The following is a 22,493-nucleotide window of genomic DNA, read 5'->3' as shown; positions in this document are numbered from 1 at the left end:
TCGGTCCGGGCTGATGACAGGCGGCGAGATCGTTTCACCGCAGCGCAACGGAAGTCGGTCAAGAGGGTCGCGCGCACGAGGGCCCGGCTGGCACGGGGGATTCCAGCCTTCAGCCGTCGACGGCGGCAGCCCTTAGCCTTTCGAGGAACGCCTCGGGCCACGGCGCCGACTCCTCGGTGTCTTTCGGCACGTGCACCGTGACGTAGCGTCCGGATGCGGCCAGCCGTCGCGGCACCGTTGCGGCCCCCCGTTCGAAATCTTCGCCCATCACTTCGAACCGGAACGTCATCGACGAACGCCCCACGGACTCGATCTCGAGCAGCGTCGTGGCTTCCTGCCCGAAGTACAGCTTCGAGCGGAAGTCCACTTCGTGATGCACGCGGGGGGCGATTCCGAAGTACTCCTCGAGAACCCCGAGCCGCTTGAAGAGGCGCGCCTCCGCGGCCTCGACGCTTCGCATGATGAAGGAGTTGTGGTGGTGCCCGGAGGCATCGGTGTCGACCCACTCGACGGTGCGGGTGATGGTCTCGCGTATGGCCCCGGGCGGGAGGTCGTTCATCATCATGTCTTCTTTCGTAGCACAGCCAGCCCCGGACCCTTCCGGTCCGGGGCTGCTGGTTTCGGCTTGGCTGGAACTGTCAGGCGTTGACCGGCTCAAGCGCCTCACGGGACGACCGCGGGGTCCAGCGGACGTGTGTGGGAAGCTCGTCGCCGTCGGGCTCGCGCAGGAGCGAGAGCCGCGGGCGCACGGCATCGGTTCGCGACGACGGCGGCTTGCGCCGTCCCGCCCGGAACTGGGAGGGCCAGTCCGCGCCGGCGCCACGGTAGTCCTGCTCGGCCGCTGCATGAAGCGTCCATTGCGGATCGTAGAGGTGGGTCCGACCCATGGCCACGAGGTCCGCGCGGCCAGCGAGGAGGATCGAGTTGACGTCGTCGTAGCTCGAGATCGCGCCGACCGCGATGACCGCAACCCCGCTCTCGGCGCCGACAGCCTGACGGATCCGATCGGCAAACGGCGTCTGGTAGGAACGGCCGAACGCAGGCTTCTCATCCTTGGCAATCTGCCCCGAGGAGACGTCGATGGCGGCGGCACCGTGCTTGATGAAGGCCCGGGCGATCTCGACGGCGTCGTCCGCCGTGTTCCCATCCGGAAGCCAGTCGACGGCGGAGATGCGCACGGTGACGGGGCGTTCGGCGGGCCAGGCCGCGCGTACGGCGTCGAAGACCTCGAGCGGGAAGCGGAGGCGGTTCTCGAGGCTGCCTCCGTAGGCGTCGTCGCGGCGGTTCGAAATCGGGGAGAGGAACGAGGAGAGAAGGTAGCCGTGGGCGGCATGGACTTCAAGCAGGTCGAAGCCGGCCTCGGCTCCCCGGCGGGCGGCGGCGACGAAATCGTCGCGGATCGCGTCCATGCCGGCGCGGTCGAGCTCGGAGGGTACCTGATTGCCGGGTCCGTACGCGAGCGACGACGGCGCGACGGTCTGCCAGTTGCCCGATTCGAGGGGCTCGTCGATGCCCTCCCACATGAGCTTGGTGGAGCCCTTGCGGCCGGAGTGGCCGATCTGCAGGCCGATCCTGGCGGTCGAGGAGGCGTGGACGAAGTCCACGATCCGTCCCCACGCGTCCCTCTGGCTGTCTGTGTAGAGCCCGGCGCAGCCGGGGGTGATCCGGCCCGTTTCGGACACGCACACCATCTCGGTCATGACCAGGCCCGCCCCGCCGAGGGCCTTCGAACCGAGGTGCGCGAGGTGGAAGTCTCCGGGGACGCCGTCGACCGCGGAGTACATGTCCATGGAGGAGACGATGATGCGGTTCTTGAGCTCGAGCCCACCGACACGGAAGGGCTGGAACATCGCAGGACGGGCCTCGCCGTCGCCATTCCCCAGCGGGGCCTGCGAAGCTGCGAACCACGCATCGACGCGCGCGGCGAACTCCGGGTCGCGGAGCCGTAGGTTCTCCTGGGTGATGCGGCGCGAGCGGGTCAGCAGATTGAAGCAGAACTGAACCGGATCCTGCGCTGTGTACTGGCCAATGTTCTCGAACCACTCGAGGGAGGCCTGGGCGGCGCGCTGCGTGGATTCGACGACGGGACGCCGCTCCGACTCGTACGCCACGAGCGACGCTTCGAGCGTGGGGTGCTCGTGAAGGCAGGCCGCGAGCGCGAGGGCGTCTTCCATCGCGAGCTTTGTGCCCGAGCCGATCGAGAAGTGCGCGGTGTGGGCAGCGTCGCCGAGGAGCACGACGTTTCCGTGCCGCCAGCTCTGGTTGCGGACCGTCGCGAAGTTGATCCATTTCGAGTTGTTCGCGAGGACCTCATGGCCGGCGAGCTCGTCGGCGAAGATCTCGCGGATCTTCGCGATGGCCGCCTCGTCCGAGACGCCCGGCGGGAACGCTGTGCCCTCGGTCGCGTCGAATCCGGCCGCCCGCCACACGTCCTCGTGCATCTCGACGATGAACGTCGAGCCGGAGTCGGAGAAGGGGTACCCGTGGATCTGCATCGTGCCCCACTGGGTGTCCTTGACGAAGAACTGAAAGGCCTCGAACACGAGATCCGTGCCAAGCCACATGTACTTGTTGCGGCGGACGTCGAGGGACGGGCCGAAGGAATCGGCGTAGCGCGCCCGGACCTGGGAGTTGACGCCATCGGAGGCGATGACGAGGTCGAAGTCGCGGGAGAGCTCGTCGACGTCGGGCGCGAGGGTCGAGAAGCGGACGTCGACGCCGAGCTCGGCGGCCCGCCGCTGGAGGAGCTGGAGGAGCTCCTTGCGGCTCATCGCCGCGAAGCCCTGCCCACCCACCGTGTGCCGCACGCCGTTGAGCGTGATGTCGATGTCCGTCCAGCGGGCGAAGCGCTCCGACATGTACTCCGCGACGACGGTGTCCGCGTTGCCGATGCCGCCGAGCGTCTCGTCGGAGAAGACGACGCCGAAGCCGAACGTGTCCTCGGCTCGGTTCCGTTCCCACACGGTCACCTCGTGGGACGGGTCGAGCTGCTTCATGAGGGCGGAGAAATAGAGGCCGCCCGGGCCGCCGCCGATGACTGCGATCTTCACTGTGATTCCTTTCAGACCTGGGTGCCGTTGGTTTCGGCGGCCTGCTCGCGCAGGCGGAAATGCTGCAGTTTGCCGCTCGGATTGCGGGGGAGCGCATCGACGAAGCGGACATCGCGCGGGTACTTGTAGGGCGCGATGCGGGACTTGACGAAGTCCTGGATCTCCTTGCGCTTCGCGTCGTCGCCGTCGACCCCGTCCCGCAGCACGACGAACGCGCACACGACCGTTCCCCGCTCGGAGTCCGGCCGCCCGACCACGCCGCACTCAAGCACGTCGGGGTGCTCGTTGACCGCGGCCTCGACCTCGGGCGCGCCGATGTTGTAGCCGGAGGAGACGATCATGTCGTCGGAGCGCGCCTGGTAGTAGAAGTAGCCGTCGGCGTCGCGGTAGAACATGTCGCCGGTGACGTTCCAGCCGTTCACCACGTAGGAGAGCTGGCGCTCGTCCGCGAGGTACCGGCATCCGGTCGGCCCAATGACGGCCAGCCGGCCGAGCTCTCCCGGCGCCGCCTCGTTCCCGTCGGCGTCGAGGATCGTCGCGCGGTACCCGGGCACAGCGCGTCCCGTTGAGCTGGGCCTGATGTCCTCGCCCGCGGCGGAGATGAACACGTGCAGCAATTCGGTCGCGCCGATGCCGTTGATGAGCTTGAGGCCCGTGTCGTCGTGCACATGGTGCCACGTCTCCTGCGGCAGGTGTTCTCCCGCGGAGACGGCCTTCTTCACCCCCGCGAGGAGGTCGGCGCGGCCCGCCTTGAGGATCGCGCGGTAGGCCGTGGGCGCCGTCGCGAGGATGGTGACGCCGTTGGCGGCGACGAGCTCGGCGAACTGGACCGGCGTCGCCCTCTCCACCAGGAGCGAGGACGCCCCGAAGCGCAGCGGGAATACGACGAGCGAGCCAAGCCCGAACGTGAACGCGAGAGGTGCCGAGCACGCGAACACGTCGTCGGGCGTGGGGTGCAGGAGGTGCCGGGCGAACGTGTCAGCGTTGGCGAGGATGTCCCGGTGGAAGTGCATCGTGATCTTCGGGACGCCCGTGCTGCCCGACGTCGGCCCGAGCAGCGCGACGTCGTCCGCCGCCGTCGGCACCGCTTCGAAGATCCCGCTCTTCGTCGCGACCCGCGCGGTCAGGTCGTCCGCGCCGTCGCCCCCGAAGCGGACGACGGCGACCTGGCCGCGGTCGCTGCCCAGCTCGGCAAGCGCTGCGTCGAGATCGTCGGCGAAGCGGTGGTCGACGAGGGCCGCGGAGGGCTGGGTCCGCTCGATGATCGGCACGATCTCCGCGGACCGGAGCGCGAACATCGTCGTCACGGCGACCCCGCCGGCCTTGAGAGTGCCCAGCCAGGCCGCGACGGTCCACGGGTTGTTGGGGGAGCGGAGCAGCACGCGGTTGCCCGGGACGAGGCCGAGGTCCTCGGTGAGCACCTGGGCCACCTGGTTGGCCCGTGTCTGGAGCTCGCCATAGGTCCAGCGCGTCCCGTCCGGGCCGATCAGGGCCGTCCGGTCGGGCCCGAACCGCTCGACCGCGTGGTCGATGAGAGCTGCTCCGGCGTTGAGGCGGTCCGGGTACTGCAGTTCGGGGAGGGTGAATTCGAACGTCGGCCACTGGGACTCGGGCGGCAGGTTGTCCCGCGTGAACGAGTCGACATGTGCTGAGGTGGAGAGGGCCATCGTGGAGAGCCTTTCGTGATGCTGGGTCAGCGTGAGCTGTGTCCGCGGCCCGGGCGGATCATGGCCTCTTGGGCCACGGTCGCGACGAGTCGGCCGTCGGAATCGAAGAAGCGGCCCAGGCCGAGGCCCCGGCCCGACTGGGCTCCGGCGGCCTCCTGGACGTAGAGGAGCCACTCGTCGGCCCGTGCCGGTCGGTGGAACCACATGGCGTGGTCGAGGCTCGCGGTGACGAGGCCGGGATCGGCCCACGCGTGGCCGAGCGCGCGGAGCGTCGGCTCGATGATCGTGTAGTCGCACACATAGGCGAGGGCCGCGGTGTGGACCTGCTCAAGGTCGAGTGCCGCCACCGTCGAGCCGGCGCCGCCGAGGGCCCCTGCGGGCACAGCCCCCAAGTCCTCGAAGGCCCGGACCCACACGGCCTGCGTCGTGGTCCGCTCGCCCTCAACCCGGACGTAGACCGGGCCACGCACGTGGCGCATGTCGAACGAGCGGCCGGACGACCAGTACTCCTTCGCCGCCGGGGTGAGCGTGCCCGCCTCGGGCGTGCCGGGTTCGATGTCCGCGAGGTATTCGGCCGATGTCGGCAGCGTCTCGGGTGCGGGGATGCCGGCCGGAAGGGCTGGGGTGAGCTCGGCGCCGTCCTCGGGGACCTGGAACGAGGCGAGCGCCGTGTAGACAGGCTTGCCGCCCTGGTAGGCCCGGACCTGGCGCGTCGAGTAGCCGCGCCCGTCGCGCAGGAGCTCGACTTCGTACCGGACCTCGGCGCCAATGTCCACGGGACGCATGAAGTACGAGTGCATCGAATGCAGGCGGCGATCGGCGTCCACGGAGAGCATTGCTGCCGCGGCGGCCTGGGCCACCATGTCCCCGCCGTAGGCCTTGGGCCAGGGGCAGTACTGCGTGGTGGCGGACCACGCGAGGTCGAAGTGCTCGGGCTCGCAGGGCGTCAGCTCGAGCGCGGCGAGCAGCGTCGAGGAACCCGCCGTCTCCATGGCGGCCGTCGTCTGCGCGGATTCGCCGCTCATGCTCGCCGGTAGCCTTCGAGCTCGGAGTCATCCACGTCCTCGAGGTTGACGACAATATTCTCGGGGGTGCGGGTCGTCAGCCAGACGAGCTCGTCGGTGACGGACATGTTCGCCTCGACGTGGGGCATGAACGGCGGGACGAACACCCAGTCGCCGGCGGTCATATCGGTGTAGTCCTTGAAGCCCTCGCCGAAGTAGATCCGGCCGTGTCCGCGCAGCACGTAGCCGCCGGTCTCGGCCTCTCCGTGGTGGTGCGGGAGGGAACGGTAGCCCGGCTTGTTGGAGACCTGCCCGAACCAGATCTTCGTAGCAGGGGTGTGCTGGATCGAGACGCCCGAGACGCGGACGCAGTCGCCGGACTGCATGGTCTGAGTATCCTCGTGGCCCGCGCGGGTGACCACGGGGATCACGCGGCCGTCGGGCTGCGCGTAGATGGAGTTGTCGCCCTCGGTAACGTGCGCGAGCTGCTCGTTGGTGGTCATGGTGTCCCTCCTGGGATTTCTGGTCAGTTGAAGCGGATGGTGTTCTCGAGCTGTCCGAGGCCCTCGGCCTTCACGACGACCATGTCGCCGTCGGACAAGTACTGCGGGGGCTGCATGCCCATGCCGACCCCGCCGGGAGTTCCGGTGAGAACGACGTCGCCGGCACGGAGCGCCGTGAACTGGGAGATGTACGCGAGCAGTTTGGCCGGGCTGAACACGAGGGTCTTCGTGCTGCCATGCTGCCTGCGCACGCCGTTGACCTCGCACGTGATCTCGATCCCGTCGTCGGGGTCGATCGAATCGGCGGTCACGAGCACTGGACCGATTGGCGTCGTGCCGTCGAAGGCCTTGCCCTGGAACCACTGGAGCGTGCGCTTCTGCCAGTCGCGCATCGAGATGTCGTTGGCAAGCATGTACCCGGCGATCGCCGCGCGTGCCTCCTCCTCGTCGGCTCGCCGGAGCTCCGAGCCGACGACGACGGCGAGCTCGGCTTCCCAGTCGACGGCGGCCTGCGCCTGGGCGGGCACGGCGACGTCGTCTTTCGGGCCCGTGAGCGTGTCGGCGAACTTCGCGAAAAGCGTGGGGTATTCGGGGAGGTCGCGCCCCATCTCGAGGATGTGGTCCGCATAGTTGAGCCCGCAGCAGACCACCTTCCCGGGCGTGGGGAGCGGCAGCCCGAGCTCGGCCTCGTCGACCGGAATCCCGCTGCCGACGGGGGCAGCAAGGGCCGTCACAGCTTCCCACGACCAGTCCGGCCGGGCCAGAAGCTCGCTCAGGTTGGCCGCCGCAAGGCCCATCCACTCATCGCCCCGGCGCACGGCGGCAGCGGTGGACCCATCGGGGGTTCGGATCGTTGCCAACTCCATTGCTCGGCTCCTTCGGGGTGTATATCGCTTTTGTGACGCTCGTCATCTAAACTCAAGCTAGCACGGCCCTGCGGCTGTGACTAGCCCCACTGACGAGGCGCCCGAGAGGGCGAGGAGGATCCCATGGCAAGCACCATGACGCGCAAGGAAACGGTCAATCCCGCAGCGCTGCCGAAGCCCTCGGGCTACGCACACGGGGTGAAGGTTGGCGACGTCGTCTATCTCGGTGGACAGACCGCACTCGACCCCGACATGCAGATCGTCCCCGGCGGCATCGTGGAACAGTTCCGGCAGGCGTTCTCCAACGTCCTGACCACACTCGCCGAGGCCGGCGGCCGGCCAGAGGACCTCGTGGACGTCACGATCTACCTCACCGATGTGGACGACTACATGGCTCACGGGCGCGAGATCGGTCAGATCTGGCGCGAGATGGCCGGGCGCGAGTATCCGGCGATGGCCGGCATCGGCATCACGCGCCTCTGGCAGAAGGAAGCCCTGATCGAGATCAAGGGCGTCGCCGTGATCGGCTCAGGCGGGGAAGCCTAGTCGCCGATAGAGATGGCGAGGGCCCGTTCGGCATGCTGCCGGGCGGGTCCGGCCAGACGCTCGTGGAGCGTCCTGAACAGGTCCTGAGCTACCACGCCGTGCCAGTCCTCAGGCAGATACTCAACAGGCAGCCCCGGGTCCAAGTACGGCAGCCGCCGCCACTGGGTCAGCATCGAGACGTAGTCCGCGAAGGCGTCCGCGTGCTCTTGAGGGGAAGCAGGCTCCGTCGACGCCCAGCGCTCGCCGACCGCACGGTGATTCTCAACGAACTCCACGTACATCGATTCGAGCGCCTCAAGGTCCCACCACGAGGCGACGAGCTCGCGCATCGTCGGGCCCGAGTCGCCGTCGGCATATTCGGCGCGGAAGAATTCCACGTAGCCAGACGCGCCGGCGCGGCCCACCTGAGTCCTGGCCTCGGCCTCGAGAAACGCCGGTGCAATCCAGAGTCCCGGCGTGACCGCGCCGAATCCCAGACGCGTGAGGGCGCTGCGGATCTGATGGCGCAGATTGCGCTGGGATTCGGGTACGGAGAACGCCGCGAGCAGCCACGGATCCCCGATGTCGGAACGGCGGGGGGAGAAGATGCGCTCGTCGCCCTCGTGGAAGATCTCTTCGAGACCGGAGCCGAGCCGGTAGGCGGCCGCGCCGCCCACCTTCACGCTCTCGAGGACCCCGCGCTTCTTCAGCCGGGATACCGCGGAACGCACACCGGCCGATTCGATGCCGAGATCGCCAAGGAGCCGCACAAGTCCCGCAACAGGCAAGGCGCCCTGGTGCTCGCGCCCGTACAGGCCGAAGAGGGTCACGAGCAGTTGCTGGTTTCGAGGCGAAGCAGTCGGCGTCTTCGGCTCCCGTTCGGCCGCGATTGACATGCAGCTAGCCTAGCCGCGACCCAGGGAATCCCTTCGAACGCGTGGCCGTCTCGCGCCCCTCAGATTGGCCGAGTCAGATTTCCCCGACGGGCAGCTTCTTCTCCGCCTGGAACTGGTCCTCGGCCCTTCCATGCGCCCAGTAGCCCGAGAGCGAGAGGTTCTTCCGCGACAGGCCGCGCTGCTTGAACACAGCCCTGAGCTCCTTCATCGCGCCGCGTTCCCCGTGGGCGAAGACGCTCGGCGTCCCGGGAAGCCATTCGCCGTCGGCGACGGCCTCGGCGAGCACGAGCGTTTCCCCAGCCCGCTCCCCCTCGCGCGAGAGCCAGCGAAGTTCGACCCCCTCGGGAGCGGCTAGCTCGAGGATGTCGGCGGCCGAACCGACCTCGATGAACGCGAGCCCCTTCGCGTCCGCGGGAAGCGCCTCGAGCGCGGCGGCCACGGCCGGAATGGCGGATTCGTCCGCGGCGAAGAGGTGCCAGTCCGCGGCGGGATCGGGCGAGTACGCGCCTCCGGGGCCCGTGCACACGAGCCGGTCGCCGGCTGTCGCTGCCGCGGCCCACGGCCCGGCGATGCCTTCGTCGCCGTGCACGACGAAGTCGATCGACAGCTCACGGGCATCGACTTCGAACGAGCGCACGGTGTAGGTGCGCGTCACGGGCCACTGATCCCGCGGAAGCGCCTCCTTGAGCGCCGCGACGTCGACCGGTCCGTCGGCCCAGGCCGCGTCAGGCAGCGCGGTGGGGAAGGAGATCTTCACGTACTTGTCCGTGAAGCCGTTGTCCGCGAACGCCTCGAAGCCCGGCCCGCCGGCCACGACCCGCACGAGGTGGGGTGTGAGCCATTCGGTCCGCGCCACGACGAGGTCGAGCGTCGGGCGTGGCTTCTTGGCCGGGGCGGTCGTCGTCGTGCCTGAAGTCATGCGGCCCAGCCTACTGGCTCACGCCCAGACGATCGGTTCCGTGTCCTGCTCCGCCAGCAGCTCGTTCACCCGGCTGAACGGCCGCGACCCGAAGAATCCGCGCGACGCGCTCAAAGGGGACGGGTGCGCCGTGGCGATGACCGGCGTCGCCCCCAGGAGGGGGCGCATCGCCTGGGCGTCCTTTCCCCACAGAATCGCGACGAGCGGGAGGCCGCGTCCGACGACGGCGCGCACCGCCGCCTCCGTGACCTCCTCCCAGCCGGCCCGCCGATGCGCTCCCGATTCGCCTGCCCGCACCGTGAGCACCCGGTTGAGCAGGAGTACTCCCTGCTCCGCCCATCCGGCGAGGTCCCCTGTTGACGGTGAGGCGCCGACGTCGTCCGCGAGCTCTCGGAAGATGTTGGCGAGGCTCCGCGGGAGGGGACGCACATCAGCCGCGACGGAGAAGCTGAGACCCATCGCGTGCCCCGGCGTCGGATACGGATCTTGGCCTACGATGAGCACCCTGACCGCCGAGAGCGGTTCGCGGAATGCGCGCAGCACGTCCCTCGGGGGAGGGAGGACCACGGCGCCTGCCGTGGCGTCGTCTGCCGCGGTGTGGAGCGCGTGGCGGAGCTGCGGTTCGACCCCCGAGAGCGCGGCGGCCCACTCGGGGTGCATGAGCTCGTCGAGCGGAGCGCGCGCCATCGCGGCAAGACGCCGTGCGTCCTCGGCGGGCGCGGGTGGGGCGGCGGTGCCGGGGTGGCCCGGGAGCTCGAAGAGAGGCTCGGCGTCCATCACGCCCCTCAGTCTCGCACGGGGCTTCGAATGACACCGTTGTAGTTCGCTCCTACACTGGAGGAAGCCGTCTCGAGGGAAACAGTCGAAGGGAGCGTCGGAGCATGGGCGCAGCGGAGGCACACGAGTTCGTCGAGCCCCACGGGCTTCGCGCGCCAGGGGCCGAGATCACGGCCCGCGAGGAGCAGATGCTCGCCCTCGAGCGCAACTGGTGGAAGTACGCCGGCGCGAAGGAACAGGCCATCCGCGAGCTCTTCGACCTCTCGGCGACCCATTACTACCAGCTCCTCAACGCCCTCATCGATACCGAGGCCGCACTGGCCCACGATCCGATGCTGGTCAAGAGGTTGCGTAGACTTAGGTCGTCGCGGCAGCGCGCACGGACGGCTCGTCGCCTGGGCGGCAGCGTCTGAGCCTGCCGCGGTCCCCAGCACAGCCTTTGACGAGGACCCACGACGATATGAGCAATTTCCTGCGCGACGAGTTCGACGACGTGACCGAAGCGCCGCGGCGCCAAGGCGTCCACCGCGCGAAGGCCAACGTCGAGTCGCCCCGCCGTGGCATCGCGTGGGTCATCGTCGCGGCGGCCATTGCGGTTGTCGCCGTCGCAGCGGTGCTCTTCATCGTCCCGAAGTACCTCAGCTCGACGGCGGCGAGCCCCGCGCCGAGCGGCCAGCCGTCGTCGTCGACGTCCCCGAGCTCGTCCGCGTCGCCGAGCACAGGCCCCACCCCGAGCTCCACGCCGACGCCCACTCCGACTCCAACCCCCACGGCTGACCGCACGCTCCAGGTGGGCGTCTACAACGCGACGACGACCTCGGGCCTCGGCAACCGCGTCGCCGCGACGGCCCGGAACGCGGGCTGGACGGTCGCGGCGATCGGCAACTGGGGTGGAACTCCGGTTTCGTCGTCGGTCGTGTTCTACCGCGACGCGAGCCAGAAGGCCTCGGCGCAGGCCCTCGCCGCCGATCTCGGCATCGCGACGGTCCAGCAGGCACAGCAGCTCGGCTACCCGCTCGCGGCAGTCCTCGGCCCGGGGTACGCGGGATAGTGGTCCACGCCCTCCGACGCACCCGTGCCGCGGTCGCCGTTGCGGCCGCGCTCGCGCTCGCGGGGTGCGCGGCGGGGGTCTCGGGCAACGCGCGGCTCGCGCAGACCGAGGCGTCGGGCGACGGCGTCCTGCGCATCGGAATGCTGCTCGACAACGTGGGCGGCCAGGCCTATCTCAACGAGGCCCAGCGCGCGGCCGTCCAACTCGCCGTCCAGCAGGCGAATGCGGTGGGCGGCCACAAGGGACGGCCGATCGAGTTCATCGCTCCCACGCCCTCCACGGACACTGCCGCGGCGGCGCGCCGCCTGGTCGACGCGAAGGCGGACGTCGTGATCGGGCCGACCGACTCGAGCCACGCGCCCGCGGCCATCGACGTCCTCGACAAGGCCAAGACGGTCCTCATCTCGCCGGCGAACCTCGACGACGCGCTCTCGGCCTACCCGAGCGGCGGCTACTACTTCCGCACCGCGCCGACCGAGTCCGCCGAGGGCGCAGCGCTCGTGGCCCTCGCCAAGGCCGGCGAGGCGTCGAGCGTCGCGGTCCTGCGCGAGAAGGGCAGCTACGGCTCGGCTGTCGGCGGTGCGACGTCCGCGGCCGCGAAGGCCGCGGGACTCGCAGAGAAGGGGAGCGGCGAGTTCACCGGGCACGACGCGCGGGCTGCCGCGGCGTCTGCGCTCGCAGCGGGGGCCGACGCGGTCATCGTCGTCGCGCGCGACGATCCTCAGGCGGTCCTCGCCCAAGTGCACGACGGCGGGGTGCCGGGTTCGAAGATCATCCTCTCCGATGCCCTCGTCGCCCCGTACGGGACGGGACTCGCGGGGAGTGCGCTCGACGGCGCCCGCGGCCTCGTTCCGGGGGCCTTCCCGAACGCGTCATTCCAGTCCGACATGCTCAAGCAGGCCCCGGGCCTTGCGGATATGACGTTCGCCGCCGAGGCGTATGACGCGGCGGCGCTCGCGATCCTCGCGGCCGCGGACGCACAGGACGACGGCGGCCCCTCGATCGCGTCGCACCTCATCTCGGTTTCGGGCGGGGCGATCGCCCCCTCGGGGCAGAGTACCTCGGCGCAGCGGACGAAGTGCACGGGCCTCGCGAACTGCCTTTCCCTCGAGGCGAAGGGGACGCACGTTGACTACGACGGCCAGTCCGGGCCGATCGCTTTCGACGCGAACGGGGACATCACTACCGCGAATTTCACGGTCTTCAAGTATGGAGCCGGGAACACGGCGCGTCCGGCGGGCAACCAGTCGGTGGCCCGCTGACTCAGTGCGGCGCTTGCACTCAACCCTGCCGAGTGCTAATGATTGACCTAGCACTCCCACGGCCAGACTGCTAAGTCGAATGGGTCGCGAGGCCCGGCCAGCCGCCGTCGTCCGCGGGAGGAAGGGAACACCATGCTGAAGTGAGGCGTCAGCCGACCGGGAATGGAACGGGAGGCGGGCGCCGGCCGTCGCGGGCGCTGCAGCGGGTGAGCTCACAACAGACCGTCCCGAAAGGACAGATTGCCGTCATGGCCAAGATCATTGCATTCGACGAGGAGGCCCGCCGCGGCCTCGAGCGCGGCCTCAACACCCTGGCCGACGCCGTCAAGGTCACCCTCGGCCCGCGCGGCCGCAACGTCGTCCTCGAGAAGAAGTGGGGCGCCCCCACGATCACCAACGATGGCGTGTCCATCGCGAAGGAGATCGAGCTCGACGACCCGTACGAGAAGATCGGTGCCGAGCTCGTCAAGGAGGTCGCCAAGAAGACCGACGACGTCGCGGGCGACGGCACGACGACCGCCACCGTTCTCGCGCAGGCCCTCGTGAAGGAAGGCCTCCGCAACGTCGCCGCCGGCGCCGACCCGCTCTCGCTCAAGCGCGGCATCGAGAAGGCCGTCGACGCCGTCACGGCCGAGCTCCTCGAGTCTGCCAAGGAGATCGAGACCAAGGAAGAGATCGCCGCGACCGCGTCCATCTCCGCCGGCGACACCCAGATCGGCGAGCTCATCTCCGAGGCCCTCGACAAGGTGGGCAAGGAAGGTGTCATCACGGTCGAGGAGTCGAACACGTTCGGCCTCGAGCTCGAGCTCACCGAGGGCATGCGCTTCGACAAGGGCTACCTCTCGGCGTACTTCGTGACCGACGCGGAGCGCCAGGAGACGGTCCTCGAGGACCCGTACATCCTCATCGTGAACTCCAAGATCGGCTCCGTGAAGGACCTCGTCGCGGTCCTCGAGCGCGTCATGCAGGCCAACAAGCCGCTCCTCATCATCGCGGAGGACGTCGAGGGCGAGGCTCTGGCCACGCTCATCGTCAACAAGCTCAAGGGCACGTTCAAGTCCGTCGCCGTCAAGGCCCCGGGCTTCGGCGACCGCCGCAAGGCCATGCTCACCGACATCGCGATCCTCACGGGCGGCCAGGTCATCGCCGAAGAGGTTGGCCTCAAGCTCGAGAACGCGACGCTCGACCTCCTGGGCAAGGCCCGCAAGGTCGTTGTCACGAAGGACGAGACCACGATCGTCGAGGGTGCGGGCGACGCCGAGCAGATCGCCGGCCGCGTCTCGCAGATCCGCGCCGAGATCGAGAACTCCGACTCGGACTACGACCGCGAGAAGCTCCAGGAGCGCCTCGCCAAGCTCGCCGGCGGCGTGGCCGTCATCAAGGCGGGCGCGGCCACCGAGGTCGAGCTCAAGGAGCGCAAGCACCGCATCGAGGACGCAGTCCGCAACGCGAAGGCCGCGGTTGAGGAAGGCATCGTTCCCGGCGGTGGCGTGGCCCTCATCCAGGCCGGCGCCAAGGCGTTCGCGAACCTCCAGCTCGAGGGCGACGAGGCCACGGGTGCCAACATCGTGCGGATCGCGATCGAGGCTCCGCTCAAGCAGATCGCGTTCAACGCTGGCCTCGAGCCGGGCGTCGTGGCGGACAAGGTTCGCCAACTTCCGGCTGGCCACGGCCTCAACGCGGCGACCGGCGTCTACGAGGACCTCCTCGCCGCTGGCGTCAACGACCCGGTCAAGGTGACCCGCTCTGCGCTGCAGAACGCCGCCTCGATCGCCGGCCTCTTCCTCACCACGGAGGCCGTCGTCGCCGACAAGCCCGAGAAGTCCGCCCCGGCCATGCCGGGTGGCGACGACATGGGCGGCATGGGCGGCTTCTGATCCGAAGCCGCTGGTGGCCTCGATTCCGGCATTGACCGGGTGAGCCTGGCCACCGCAACGCACGACGGCGGGGTCCCCACTTCGGTGGGGGCCCCGCCGTTCGCGTGGGTCGCGTGTGCTTGTGCGGCATCACCATCCCTTGGCGCGGAATCACCGTCCCTTCGGAACACAACAGTCCCTCAGAGGCATAACCGTCCCTTAGGACCACAGCAGTCCCTCAGGGGCACAACCGTCCCTTAGGACCACGACAGTCCCTCAGGGGCATAACCGTCCCTTAGTACGGGTTCGAAGGGACGGTTATGCCGCTGAGGGACGGTTATTGGTCACTCCGCGCAGGTATGGACACCGGTTCGCGCGCTGCATACTATGTGCGCATAGTATCCAGAGGAGGAGTCCTTATATGTGGACGAAGGAATTCGCGGGCGAATGCTCGGCCACCCCGGCGGAGGTCTTCGGCATCCTGGCGGAGCCGACCAAGTGGGCCGAGTGGAACGAAGGCGTCCGGAACGTCGAGATGGACGGTCCCTTCGCGGCAGACACCGCAGCCGTCATGGAGCTTCCTGACGGTACGCGGCTCCCGTTCCACTTTACGTGGGTCGAGGCGGACAAGGGCTACGAGGACCTGACCGAGGTTGCCGACGCGGGAGTGTCTGTTCGGGTCCGGCACGAGCTGTTCCCGACTGCGACGGGGACGCGCATCGTGTATCGGTGTGAGGCCGAGGGGCCCGAGGAGGCTGCGGCAGAAGTGGGAGGGTTCGCGAGCGCGGATTTCGCCGACGTGATCTCCGCACTTGGTGCACGGGCCGAGGGATTGCATGGGTGAGACCCTCCGCCCGGACGAGAGCCCCGGACTGCTTCTCTGGCGCGCGACGCTCAACTGGCAGAGGCACGTGACGGCAGCGCTGAAGCCTCTCGGCCTGACTCATGTCCAATTCGTGCTGCTTGCGAGCACGTGGTGGCTCACGCGGGTTGCGGGGGAGATCCCGAGCCAGCGCCGCCTCGCCGAGCACGCGAACACGGATCCGATGATGACGTCGCAGGTGCTTCGGACCCTTGCTGAGAAAGGTCTTGTGGTCCGGGAGCCGGATCCCGAGGACTCGCGGGCACTGCGCATCGACGTCACGGAACCGGGCGCCGCGCTCGCGCACCGCGCCATCACCGTAGTCGAGCACACCGATCAGGCGTTCTTCGAGGCGGTGGACGACCATCAGGCGCTCATGAGCGTTCTTCGGACCCTCGGCCGGTAGACCACCACGTCCTGACGAGGCGGTTTTGCGAGGGCCCGGCGCCTACGCCTCGCGCGTGCCCTGGTGGAAGCGGATCCTCCAGCGGTCGTCGGTGCGCTGCCACAAGGAGCTGCGCAGGCACGACCCCTCGGCGCTCTCCGTGCGATACACGACCTGGATGAGGTCGGGCGCGAGCGGCGTCGCCTCGACCAGCTCGAACACGACGTTGAGCTCGGGTTCCTGGACGAGCGCGTCCACGATCTCGTCGCGATCCCACAGGCGGCCCGATTGGCCGATCTCGCGGTACTCGGGATGCAGGAGGTACGCGAGCTGTCCGAAGTCGCCGCGGGTCTCGGGGTCGAGGAGCTCCTGTTCGAGCTCGACGACAGCCTCGAGATCTGACCGGCCCGGCATCGCGGCCTGGCCGTTGGCGCTCGCGGCCCCGCCTGGATCCGCGACGTGCGCTTCCCGACCGGGCTCCGCCAGCTCGCCGAAGAGGTCTTCTTGCACGGCTTCGGTGCTCGGCCGCTCGGCGCCTGGCTGCTCTGCGGCGGGACGCGCCGCGCGCGTGGCTTCACCCGCAGAGTCGGCCGAGCGTCCGCGCGCAGCCCCGCCGGCAGCCGCCGCCGTGGCGCGCGCGGCGGCCTTGCCGCCTGGCGCTGCGGGCTCCGCGACCGGGCCGCTCGCCGCCGCCGTGGCGCGCGCGGCAGCCTTGCCGCCTGGCGCTGCGGGCTCCGCGACCGGGCCGCTCGCCGCCGCCGTGGCGCGCGCGGCCTTGCCGCCTGGCGCTGCGGGCTCCGCGACCGGGCCGCTCGCCGCTGCCGTGGCGCGGGCGGCCTTGCCCCCCGGGAAGCCCGGACCCTCGACCGGCGTACCGCCGGCCTGATACGCGGTCGCGCAGGCCCGGGCGCGCTCGTCCGCGGCCTCGTTGAGTGAGTGTCCCGCGTGGCCCTTGACCCATTCGAACGTGTACACGCGGCCCACGAGCTCGCTGTCGATCTGCCGCAGGAGCTCGACGTTGAGGACGGGCTTGCCGTCAGCCTTCTTCCAGCCCCGGCGCTTCCAGCCCGGCATCCACTTGGTCACGCAGTTGATGACGTACTGGCTGTCGCACAGGATCCGCAGCGGCTCGTCGGGAACGTGCGCCGTCGCGCGGAAGAGGTCGAGCACGGCCATGAGCTCGCCCTGGTTGTTCGTGCCGTGCGGCCAGCCCCCGGCATGCCAACGGTTCTCGTCGACGTACCACGCCCAGCCCGCCGGGCCGGGGTTTCCGAGAGCAGAGCCGTCTGCGGCGGCAGTGATCGTCATACGATCCATCCTGCCAGAACGGTCCGACACAGAACGGCCCGCCAGGGAACGGCCCGCCAGGGAACGGCCCGCCAGGGAACGGCCCGCCAGGGAACGGCCCGCCAGGGAACGGCCCGCCAGGGAACGGCCCGCCAGGGAGCGGCCCGCCAGGGAGCGGCCCGCCAGAGAGCCGAACGCCCGCGCCGATCACGCCGCCGCGAACGGCCTAGCGGAAGAGCAGCGCGTTGCGGCCCTCCACGTCCTGGTACCCGACGCTCGCGTGCTGGAGCGCGACGCCGATCGAGTCGAGCGAGGTCTCGACCTGAGCCTCCGCATGGTTCCACTGCGCGATGACCGCCTGGAAGCTCGTCGCCGCCTCGCCCTGCCAGCACTCGGCGAGGAGTTCGAGGTCGAGGCACAGGCTCCGAGCCTCGGCCCGCACGCGTTCGACCGTTGCCGCGACCTTGTTCGCGCTCGCGCTCATCCGTTCGGTATCTGCCTTGAGCACCGCCATTGCTTCCGCCCTCCGTGATGCGGGAGGGCCCCCTGCCCTCCGTCACCACGAGCCTAGGGGCGCCGACCGCGGCCGCGCGCGGCGTCGTCGTCGTATGTGGACGACTCAGCGGACCCGGTCCTGTTGAGGGGCATCGGCCTCGCCCTGAGGAGCGCGGGCCTCGCCCGGGACAGCGCGCGGGGGCTCGGCTGGCTCGGGGGGCGTCTCGGGAATCGGCTGGAACGGGAGTTCGATGACGAACGTCGCGCCCCCGCCCGGCGTCGCGCGGTGCCGCACCGTGCCGCCGTGCGCGCCGACGATCGCCGCCACGATGGCCAGGCCGAGCCCTGTGCCGCCCGTCTCGCGCGTGCGCGAGGTGTCGGCGCGGTAGAAGCGCTCGAAGATCTTCGGCGCGTCCCTCTCGGAGATGCCCGGCCCGTGGTCGCGCAGCTCGAGGACGGACGCGGGGCGCCCGGAGTCGGCCGTGACGCCGACGGCCACTTCGAGCGGTGAGCCCGGGGGCGTGTAGCGGAGCGCGTTGCCCACAAGATTCCCCACGACCTGCCGCAGCCGGCCTTCGTCCCCGAGCGCAGGGGCGGCCGTCGCTCGCTGTCCGGACGAAAGGCCCACGAGCCGCACCGTGCGGTCGGGCGCCGCGGCTTGGGTGTCGACGACGGCGTCGTGCCCGAGCGGGAGCAGGTCCACGGGCCGCAGGAGCACGGGACGCTGCTCGTCAAGGCGCGCGAGGGTCAGGAGGTCTTCGACCATCGTCCCCATGCGCTTCGCCTCGCTCTCGATGCGGCCCATCGCGGTGCCGACGTCCTCGGTCGTCGCGAGCGCGCCGTGGCGGTACAGCTCGGAGAAGCCGCGGATCGTCACGAGCGGCGTGCGGAGCTCGTGCGACGCATCGGAGACGAAGCGGCGCATGCGCGCCTCGGATTCCGTCCGGTCGCGGAACGCACGCTCGATGTGGGCGAGCATCGCGTTGAGCGAGGACGAGAGCCGCCCGAGCTCGGTCCCGGGGGCCTCCTCGTCGACGCGCTGGGAGAGATCGCCCGCAGCGATGGCGGCGGCCGTCTTCTCGACGCGCCGGAGCGGCCGGAACGCCCGCGTCACGGTCCACGACGCGACGAAGAAGACGAGCGTGAGCGTGAGCACCCCGACGCCGATCTCCAGCAGGAGCGTGTGGTTCATCGCCTCGTCGACGTTCGTGAGCGGCAGCGCGATGAGCATGGCGGCCCGCTCGCCCGTGGTCGTGATCCGCACCGGGATCGCGATGTAGCGCCAGTCCGAGTCGTGGTCGGTGCCGTTGGCCTGCAGGATCGTCTGCGTGAGCTGCATCTGCTGCGCCTGGTCCGGCGAGAGGGCTGGCACGTCGGGGCGCGCGCGGGTCGTGGCGGGAGCCGCGTAGATCCGAGGCGGCGATCCTGCCGTGTACAGCACGAGCGTGTAGTCGGACGGCAGGAACGGATTGGGCGTCGTGAGGAGGTTGATGTCCTGATTCTGGCGCGTGTAGTCGAGGGCGTCCTTGAGCTTGCTGTCGACCTGGGAGACCAGGAACGTATGAAGCTGGGTGAGGGTGCCCGCGCCCGTGAAGACGATGGCCGCCGTGAGCAGGACCATCATGATGGCAACGAGCTGCGAGCGCAGCGACGCCCGCTTCCAGCGGTTCAGCACCTCGGATCCAGCACGCTAGCGCTTCTCCGCCGTCCTGAGCACGTAGCCGACGCCGCGCTTCGTCTGGATGAGGCTCGGACCGTTCGCGTCGACCTTGCGCCGGAGGTAGGAGATGTACGACTCGACGATCGACGCGTCCCCGTTGAAGTCGTATTCCCACACGTGGTCGAGGATCTGGGACTTCGAGAGCACGCGGTTCGGGTTGAGCATCATGTACCGGAGGAGCTTGAACTCGGTGGGGGAGAGGTCGATCGTCACGCCGCCCCGGCGGACTTCATGGGCGTCGTCGTCGAGCTCGAGGTCGTCGACCCGGATGACGGCGTCGTCGTCGAGCACGGGCTGCGTGCGACGCAGGACGGCGCGGATGCGCGCGACCACCTCGTCGAGGCTGAACGGCTTCGTGACGTAGTCGTCGCCGCCGACGGTGAGGCCCTGGACCTTGTCCTCGGTCTCGTCCTTGGCCGTGAGGAAAAGGACCGGGACGTAGCGGCCCGAGGCCCGGAGCTTGCGCGTCACGGTGAAGCCATCCATGTCCGGCAGCATGACGTCGAGCACCATGAGGTCGGGGGCGTGCTCCTCCGCGGCCGAGAGTGCTTCGCGTCCGTTGCTCGCGGCGACGACCTCGAATCCCGCGAAGCGCAGGGATGTCGAAAGGAGCTCGCGGATGTTCGGCTCGTCGTCGACAACGAGGAGCTTGGCTTCGGGTCCGGTCTTCTTCACCTTCCCATCGTGCTCCCAGTTTCTGAGAATCTGCTGGAGGTCGCCTGTGAGCTGTGTGCCGCCGTGGCGCACGGCCCATGCAAGCCAGCTGTGACTATTCCGGACGGTTCGCGAAGGCGCCGCCGTGCCCAAACGGCGACGTCACGCCGTCGTACGCAAGGTGGAACATCATCCCGTCGCGCGCATGCGCGAGGTTGTGGCAGTGGTCCATCCAGATCCCCGGGTTGTCAGCCGTGAGCATGACGGTCCACACGTGGCCCGGCCTGACCTCGAGGCTGTCCATGCGGAGGTCGGCGACGACGGGTTGCCCGTCGATCGAGAGCACGCGCACGTGGTGCCCGTGGGGATGCATGGGGTGGATGTCGTCGCTTCGGTTGACGATGGTCATGAGCACGTGGTCGCCCTCGCGCACAACGAGTGGCGGGATGTTCGGGTAGACCGCACCGTTGACCGTGTACGCGAACCGCGGAATCCCGTCGACGAAGCGGATGAGATGGTCGAGCGTGTACGTCACGGCGAGATCGGCCGGCGGCACGGCGGCGGTCGCTGCGGGGGCACCGTACGTCGCGAGGTCGAGCTCGGGCCCCGGGGCGAAGCGCGGAGCGGGCGACGGCGATCCGGGCGGCGCGAGCGTGAGCCCGCCCGAGCGCGCGCCGTCGAGCGCGAGCTGAACGGGGTGGTCGGGCATCGTGAGGACGACGTCGTAGCGTCCTCCCCCCGCGAGCGGAAGGACCGTGCCGGTGAGCTCCGCGCCCCCGGCAAGGTCGGCGCCGTCGACCGCCGCGACCCGGAACGAGGCCCCGGCGAGGCTCAGCCGCTGCGTGATCTGGTCCGTGTTGATGATCCGCAGGCGGACGGCGGTCCCGGGCGGGAGCAGCTCGGTCCACGGCTGCGCGTGCGGGCCGAAGAGTGTCGCGCCCCCGATCGTGTGGATCGGCACCGTGAGGTCCGCGACGCCGGCCGCACTTTCTGCCGTGGGCACGTCCGCCGGAATGACCACGAGCGCGCCGTACAGCCCCTTGGGCTCATCGACGGAGGCGTTCTGGTGCGTGTGGTACCAATACGTGCCCGCCTGTGCGGCCGGGAACTCGTACGTGAAGCTCTGGCCGGGCCTGACGGCGTCCTGGGTCACGCCGGGCACGCCGTCCATGGCGTTCGGCACGTCGTAGCCGTGCCAGTGGAGGGTCACGCCGTCCGCGACGTCGTCGTTCACGAGGGTCACACGGATCGTGTCGCCCTGCGTCGCGCGCAGCTCGGGTCCGGGCAGCGAGCCGAAGGTGAGGGCGTCGACGCTCGTGCCGTCGTCGAGCGTCACCCGTTGGGTCCGCGCATGGAGGGTGAATTCGCGCAAGCGTCCGGTCGGTGCGGGCCCGCGGAGCGTCTCGACGCTTCGCGGCGCCGTGGCCGCCGCGGCGGTCGCGGCATGGTGCCCCGTCGCGGTGAACGACGACGGCGGCTCGGCGCGGCTGTCCATCCACGAGACCGCGAGCGAGCCCGCGAGGACCGCGACGCCGAGCGCCTCGACCGCGATCGTCGCGCGGTGCGGCCAGCCGCGGGAGAAGGCGAGGCTGCCGCACGCGGTGCCGACCACCGGGAGCACCGCGAGGACCGCGAGGGGAAGCCAGCCCGCGGGCGTGCCGAGCGTGAGGACGGCGACGAAGCCCGCAGTTGTCATGGCCGCGGCCGCGGTCAGCGCCCCCGGCACGATGCTGCGCGCGACGCCGCGTGGGCGCCGTGCGAGGGCCAGCCCGCCCGCGCCGATGACCGCCCCAGGAACCGTGAGGGCGAGGAAGCCGAGGAGCCGGTCGCCGACGAGTGCGGGCGGGCCTCCCGCGAGGAGTGCGGCACGGGCCGCGGCGAGCAGGAATCCGCCCGCCGCCGCGGCCGTGCAGCCCCAGGCTGGAAGCCAGCCCGGCGCCGTCGCGCGCGCCCCGATGAGGTGGGCGGCGAGCGCAGCGATCCACACGGCCGCGCACACGGCCGCGACGATGAGGTCGATGCCGAGGATCGCGGACGGTGCCATGGGGCTCGGCCTGCAGGCAGATCAGGCCGAGGTCGAGACGGATTGGCGCTTGCCGGCCCTCCGGGCGCTCCCCGTCCGGACGAGCCTGCGGGCGCGGCGGAAGAGCCAGTACGTCATGAAGATGATGAGGAGACCGGTGACGGCATGCACGGACACCATCCACGCTCCGGGCAGGTTCGGGTGCTCGCGGCTTCCGCCGCTCAGGATCCCGCCGAGGATGAAGACGATGAGCTGGACGTACGTCATGAGGAAGATTCCGACCGTGAGCCAGATCGTTGATCTCCCCGCCTTCGCGAGGGCCGCGAAGAGAATCGCGAGGAGCGCGAGGCCCCGGAGAACGAACTGGCCGTTGATCGAGTGCGGAGTGAACGATTCGTCGCCGCCGACGACGTGTTCGCCGAAGACTCCGAAGCCGGCGAAGTAGAGCTGGAGGAGCGTGTCGAGGAAAAGGAGAGCGGAGACACCGAGGAAGAGCTTGCGCATGGCTGGTCCTTGATCATGGGTGCACGGTGACGACGCGCCGTTCGCAGCGTCGATGCCCCGGCGAGGGATCCCAGAAACCGACGCAGTCTGATTCCCAGCCCCTTCATGGTAGGGCCACACCCAAATTCTGACCAGAGGTCTTTCACAAATTGATGGACGAACTGTGAAGGCCCCGCTTTCGCGGAGC

Annotated in this window: 22 protein-coding genes; 7 read left to right on the top strand and 15 right to left on the bottom strand. The window is 69.7% G+C overall.

Annotated elements, in window-relative coordinates:
* Positions 1–109: 109 nt before the first annotated feature.
* From RBS12_RS12895 to RBS12_RS12870, 6 genes are all read right to left on the bottom strand, one after another.
* Positions 110–565, bottom strand: a complete 456-nt coding sequence (locus RBS12_RS12895; protein WP_307966514.1) for a thioesterase family protein — start codon at positions 563–565, stop codon at positions 110–112.
* A 73-nt stretch (positions 566–638) separates the two neighbouring features.
* Positions 639–3,050 carry a bifunctional salicylyl-CoA 5-hydroxylase/oxidoreductase gene (locus RBS12_RS12890; RefSeq protein ID WP_307966513.1) on the bottom strand — a complete coding sequence of 804 codons (2,412 nt, stop codon included), beginning with the start codon at positions 3,048–3,050 and terminating at the stop codon, positions 639–641.
* Positions 3,051–3,061: 11 nt separating this feature from the next.
* A complete protein-coding gene (locus RBS12_RS12885; RefSeq protein ID WP_307966512.1) occupies positions 3,062–4,717 on the bottom strand; it encodes an AMP-binding protein in 1,656 nt (551 codons plus the stop codon).
* 26 nt (positions 4,718–4,743) lie between these two features.
* Positions 4,744–5,742, bottom strand: a complete 999-nt coding sequence (locus RBS12_RS12880) for an acyl-CoA thioesterase domain-containing protein (protein WP_307966511.1) — start codon at positions 5,740–5,742, stop codon at positions 4,744–4,746.
* Positions 5,739–6,224 (bottom strand): cupin domain-containing protein, encoded by a 486-nt coding sequence (locus RBS12_RS12875; protein ID WP_307966510.1) that lies wholly within the window; start codon positions 6,222–6,224, stop codon positions 5,739–5,741. Before RBS12_RS12875 ends, RBS12_RS12880 begins: the two co-directional genes overlap by 4 nt.
* Before the next feature lie 23 nt (positions 6,225–6,247).
* Entirely contained in the window at positions 6,248–7,090 is an 843-nt protein-coding gene (locus RBS12_RS12870; protein ID WP_307966509.1) for a fumarylacetoacetate hydrolase family protein, read from the bottom strand.
* Between the two features lie 123 nt (positions 7,091–7,213).
* Here RBS12_RS12870 and RBS12_RS12865 point away from each other — a divergent pair, with 123 nt between their 5' ends.
* On the top strand, positions 7,214–7,636 hold the full coding sequence (locus RBS12_RS12865) for a RidA family protein (RefSeq protein ID WP_307966508.1): 423 nt from the start codon (positions 7,214–7,216) through the stop codon (positions 7,634–7,636).
* On the opposite strand, the gene RBS12_RS12860 is transcribed toward RBS12_RS12865, so the two are convergent.
* The 3 genes from RBS12_RS12860 to RBS12_RS12850 form a co-directional block, all read right to left on the bottom strand.
* Entirely contained in the window at positions 7,633–8,511 is an 879-nt protein-coding gene (locus RBS12_RS12860) for a PaaX family transcriptional regulator C-terminal domain-containing protein (RefSeq protein ID WP_307966507.1), read from the bottom strand. The genes RBS12_RS12865 and RBS12_RS12860 overlap by 4 nt on opposite strands.
* A gap of 73 nt (positions 8,512–8,584) precedes the next feature.
* Positions 8,585–9,430: a siderophore-interacting protein gene (locus RBS12_RS12855; RefSeq protein WP_307966506.1), complete on the bottom strand. Its 846-nt coding sequence runs from the start codon at positions 9,428–9,430 to the stop codon at positions 8,585–8,587.
* Between the two features lie 18 nt (positions 9,431–9,448).
* Entirely contained in the window at positions 9,449–10,207 is a 759-nt protein-coding gene (locus RBS12_RS12850) for a uracil-DNA glycosylase (protein ID WP_373886518.1), read from the bottom strand.
* A gap of 104 nt (positions 10,208–10,311) precedes the next feature.
* Here RBS12_RS12850 and RBS12_RS12845 point away from each other — a divergent pair, with 104 nt between their 5' ends.
* From RBS12_RS12845 to RBS12_RS12820, 6 genes are all read left to right on the top strand, one after another.
* Positions 10,312–10,620 carry a DUF3263 domain-containing protein gene (locus RBS12_RS12845; RefSeq protein ID WP_307966505.1) on the top strand — a complete coding sequence of 103 codons (309 nt, stop codon included), beginning with the start codon at positions 10,312–10,314 and terminating at the stop codon, positions 10,618–10,620.
* A gap of 47 nt (positions 10,621–10,667) precedes the next feature.
* Entirely contained in the window at positions 10,668–11,258 is a 591-nt protein-coding gene (locus tag RBS12_RS12840) for a LytR C-terminal domain-containing protein (protein WP_307966504.1), read from the top strand.
* Positions 11,258–12,520 carry an ABC transporter substrate-binding protein gene (locus tag RBS12_RS12835; RefSeq protein ID WP_307966503.1) on the top strand — a complete coding sequence of 421 codons (1,263 nt, stop codon included), beginning with the start codon at positions 11,258–11,260 and terminating at the stop codon, positions 12,518–12,520. The genes RBS12_RS12840 and RBS12_RS12835 overlap by 1 nt, the downstream gene beginning before the upstream one ends.
* Before the next feature lie 248 nt (positions 12,521–12,768).
* A complete protein-coding gene (gene groL / locus RBS12_RS12830; protein ID WP_307966502.1) occupies positions 12,769–14,397 on the top strand; it encodes a chaperonin GroEL in 1,629 nt (542 codons plus the stop codon).
* A 400-nt stretch (positions 14,398–14,797) separates the two neighbouring features.
* On the top strand, positions 14,798–15,220 hold the full coding sequence (locus RBS12_RS12825) for an SRPBCC family protein (protein ID WP_307966501.1): 423 nt from the start codon (positions 14,798–14,800) through the stop codon (positions 15,218–15,220).
* Entirely contained in the window at positions 15,213–15,644 is a 432-nt protein-coding gene (locus RBS12_RS12820; RefSeq protein WP_307966500.1) for a MarR family transcriptional regulator, read from the top strand. Before RBS12_RS12825 ends, RBS12_RS12820 begins: the two co-directional genes overlap by 8 nt.
* 42 nt (positions 15,645–15,686) lie before the next feature.
* On the opposite strand, the gene RBS12_RS12815 is transcribed toward RBS12_RS12820, so the two are convergent.
* The 6 genes from RBS12_RS12815 to RBS12_RS12790 form a co-directional block, all read right to left on the bottom strand.
* Positions 15,687–16,931, bottom strand: a complete 1,245-nt coding sequence (locus tag RBS12_RS12815; RefSeq protein WP_307966499.1) for an RNase H family protein — start codon at positions 16,929–16,931, stop codon at positions 15,687–15,689.
* Positions 16,932–17,136: 205 nt separating this feature from the next.
* On the bottom strand, positions 17,137–17,424 hold the full coding sequence (locus RBS12_RS12810) for a WXG100 family type VII secretion target (protein WP_307966498.1): 288 nt from the start codon (positions 17,422–17,424) through the stop codon (positions 17,137–17,139).
* 105 nt (positions 17,425–17,529) lie between these two features.
* Positions 17,530–19,080: a HAMP domain-containing sensor histidine kinase gene (locus RBS12_RS12805; RefSeq protein ID WP_307966497.1), complete on the bottom strand. Its 1,551-nt coding sequence runs from the start codon at positions 19,078–19,080 to the stop codon at positions 17,530–17,532.
* 15 nt (positions 19,081–19,095) lie between these two features.
* Positions 19,096–19,800 (bottom strand): response regulator transcription factor, encoded by a 705-nt coding sequence (locus RBS12_RS12800; protein WP_307966496.1) that lies wholly within the window; start codon positions 19,798–19,800, stop codon positions 19,096–19,098.
* A 94-nt stretch (positions 19,801–19,894) separates the two neighbouring features.
* A complete protein-coding gene (locus tag RBS12_RS12795; protein WP_307966494.1) occupies positions 19,895–21,823 on the bottom strand; it encodes a multicopper oxidase family protein in 1,929 nt (642 codons plus the stop codon).
* 21 nt (positions 21,824–21,844) lie between these two features.
* Positions 21,845–22,306: a DUF6220 domain-containing protein gene (locus RBS12_RS12790; protein WP_307966493.1), complete on the bottom strand. Its 462-nt coding sequence runs from the start codon at positions 22,304–22,306 to the stop codon at positions 21,845–21,847.
* Between the last annotated feature and the right edge of the window lie 187 nt (positions 22,307–22,493).

The sequence above is a fragment of the Sinomonas sp. ASV322 genome (assembly GCF_030908245.1).
Classification (GTDB): Bacteria; Actinomycetota; Actinomycetes; order Actinomycetales; family Micrococcaceae; genus Sinomonas.
Note: the sequence above shows the minus strand (reverse complement) of the source record. Positions and strands in the feature narration are given on the sequence as shown.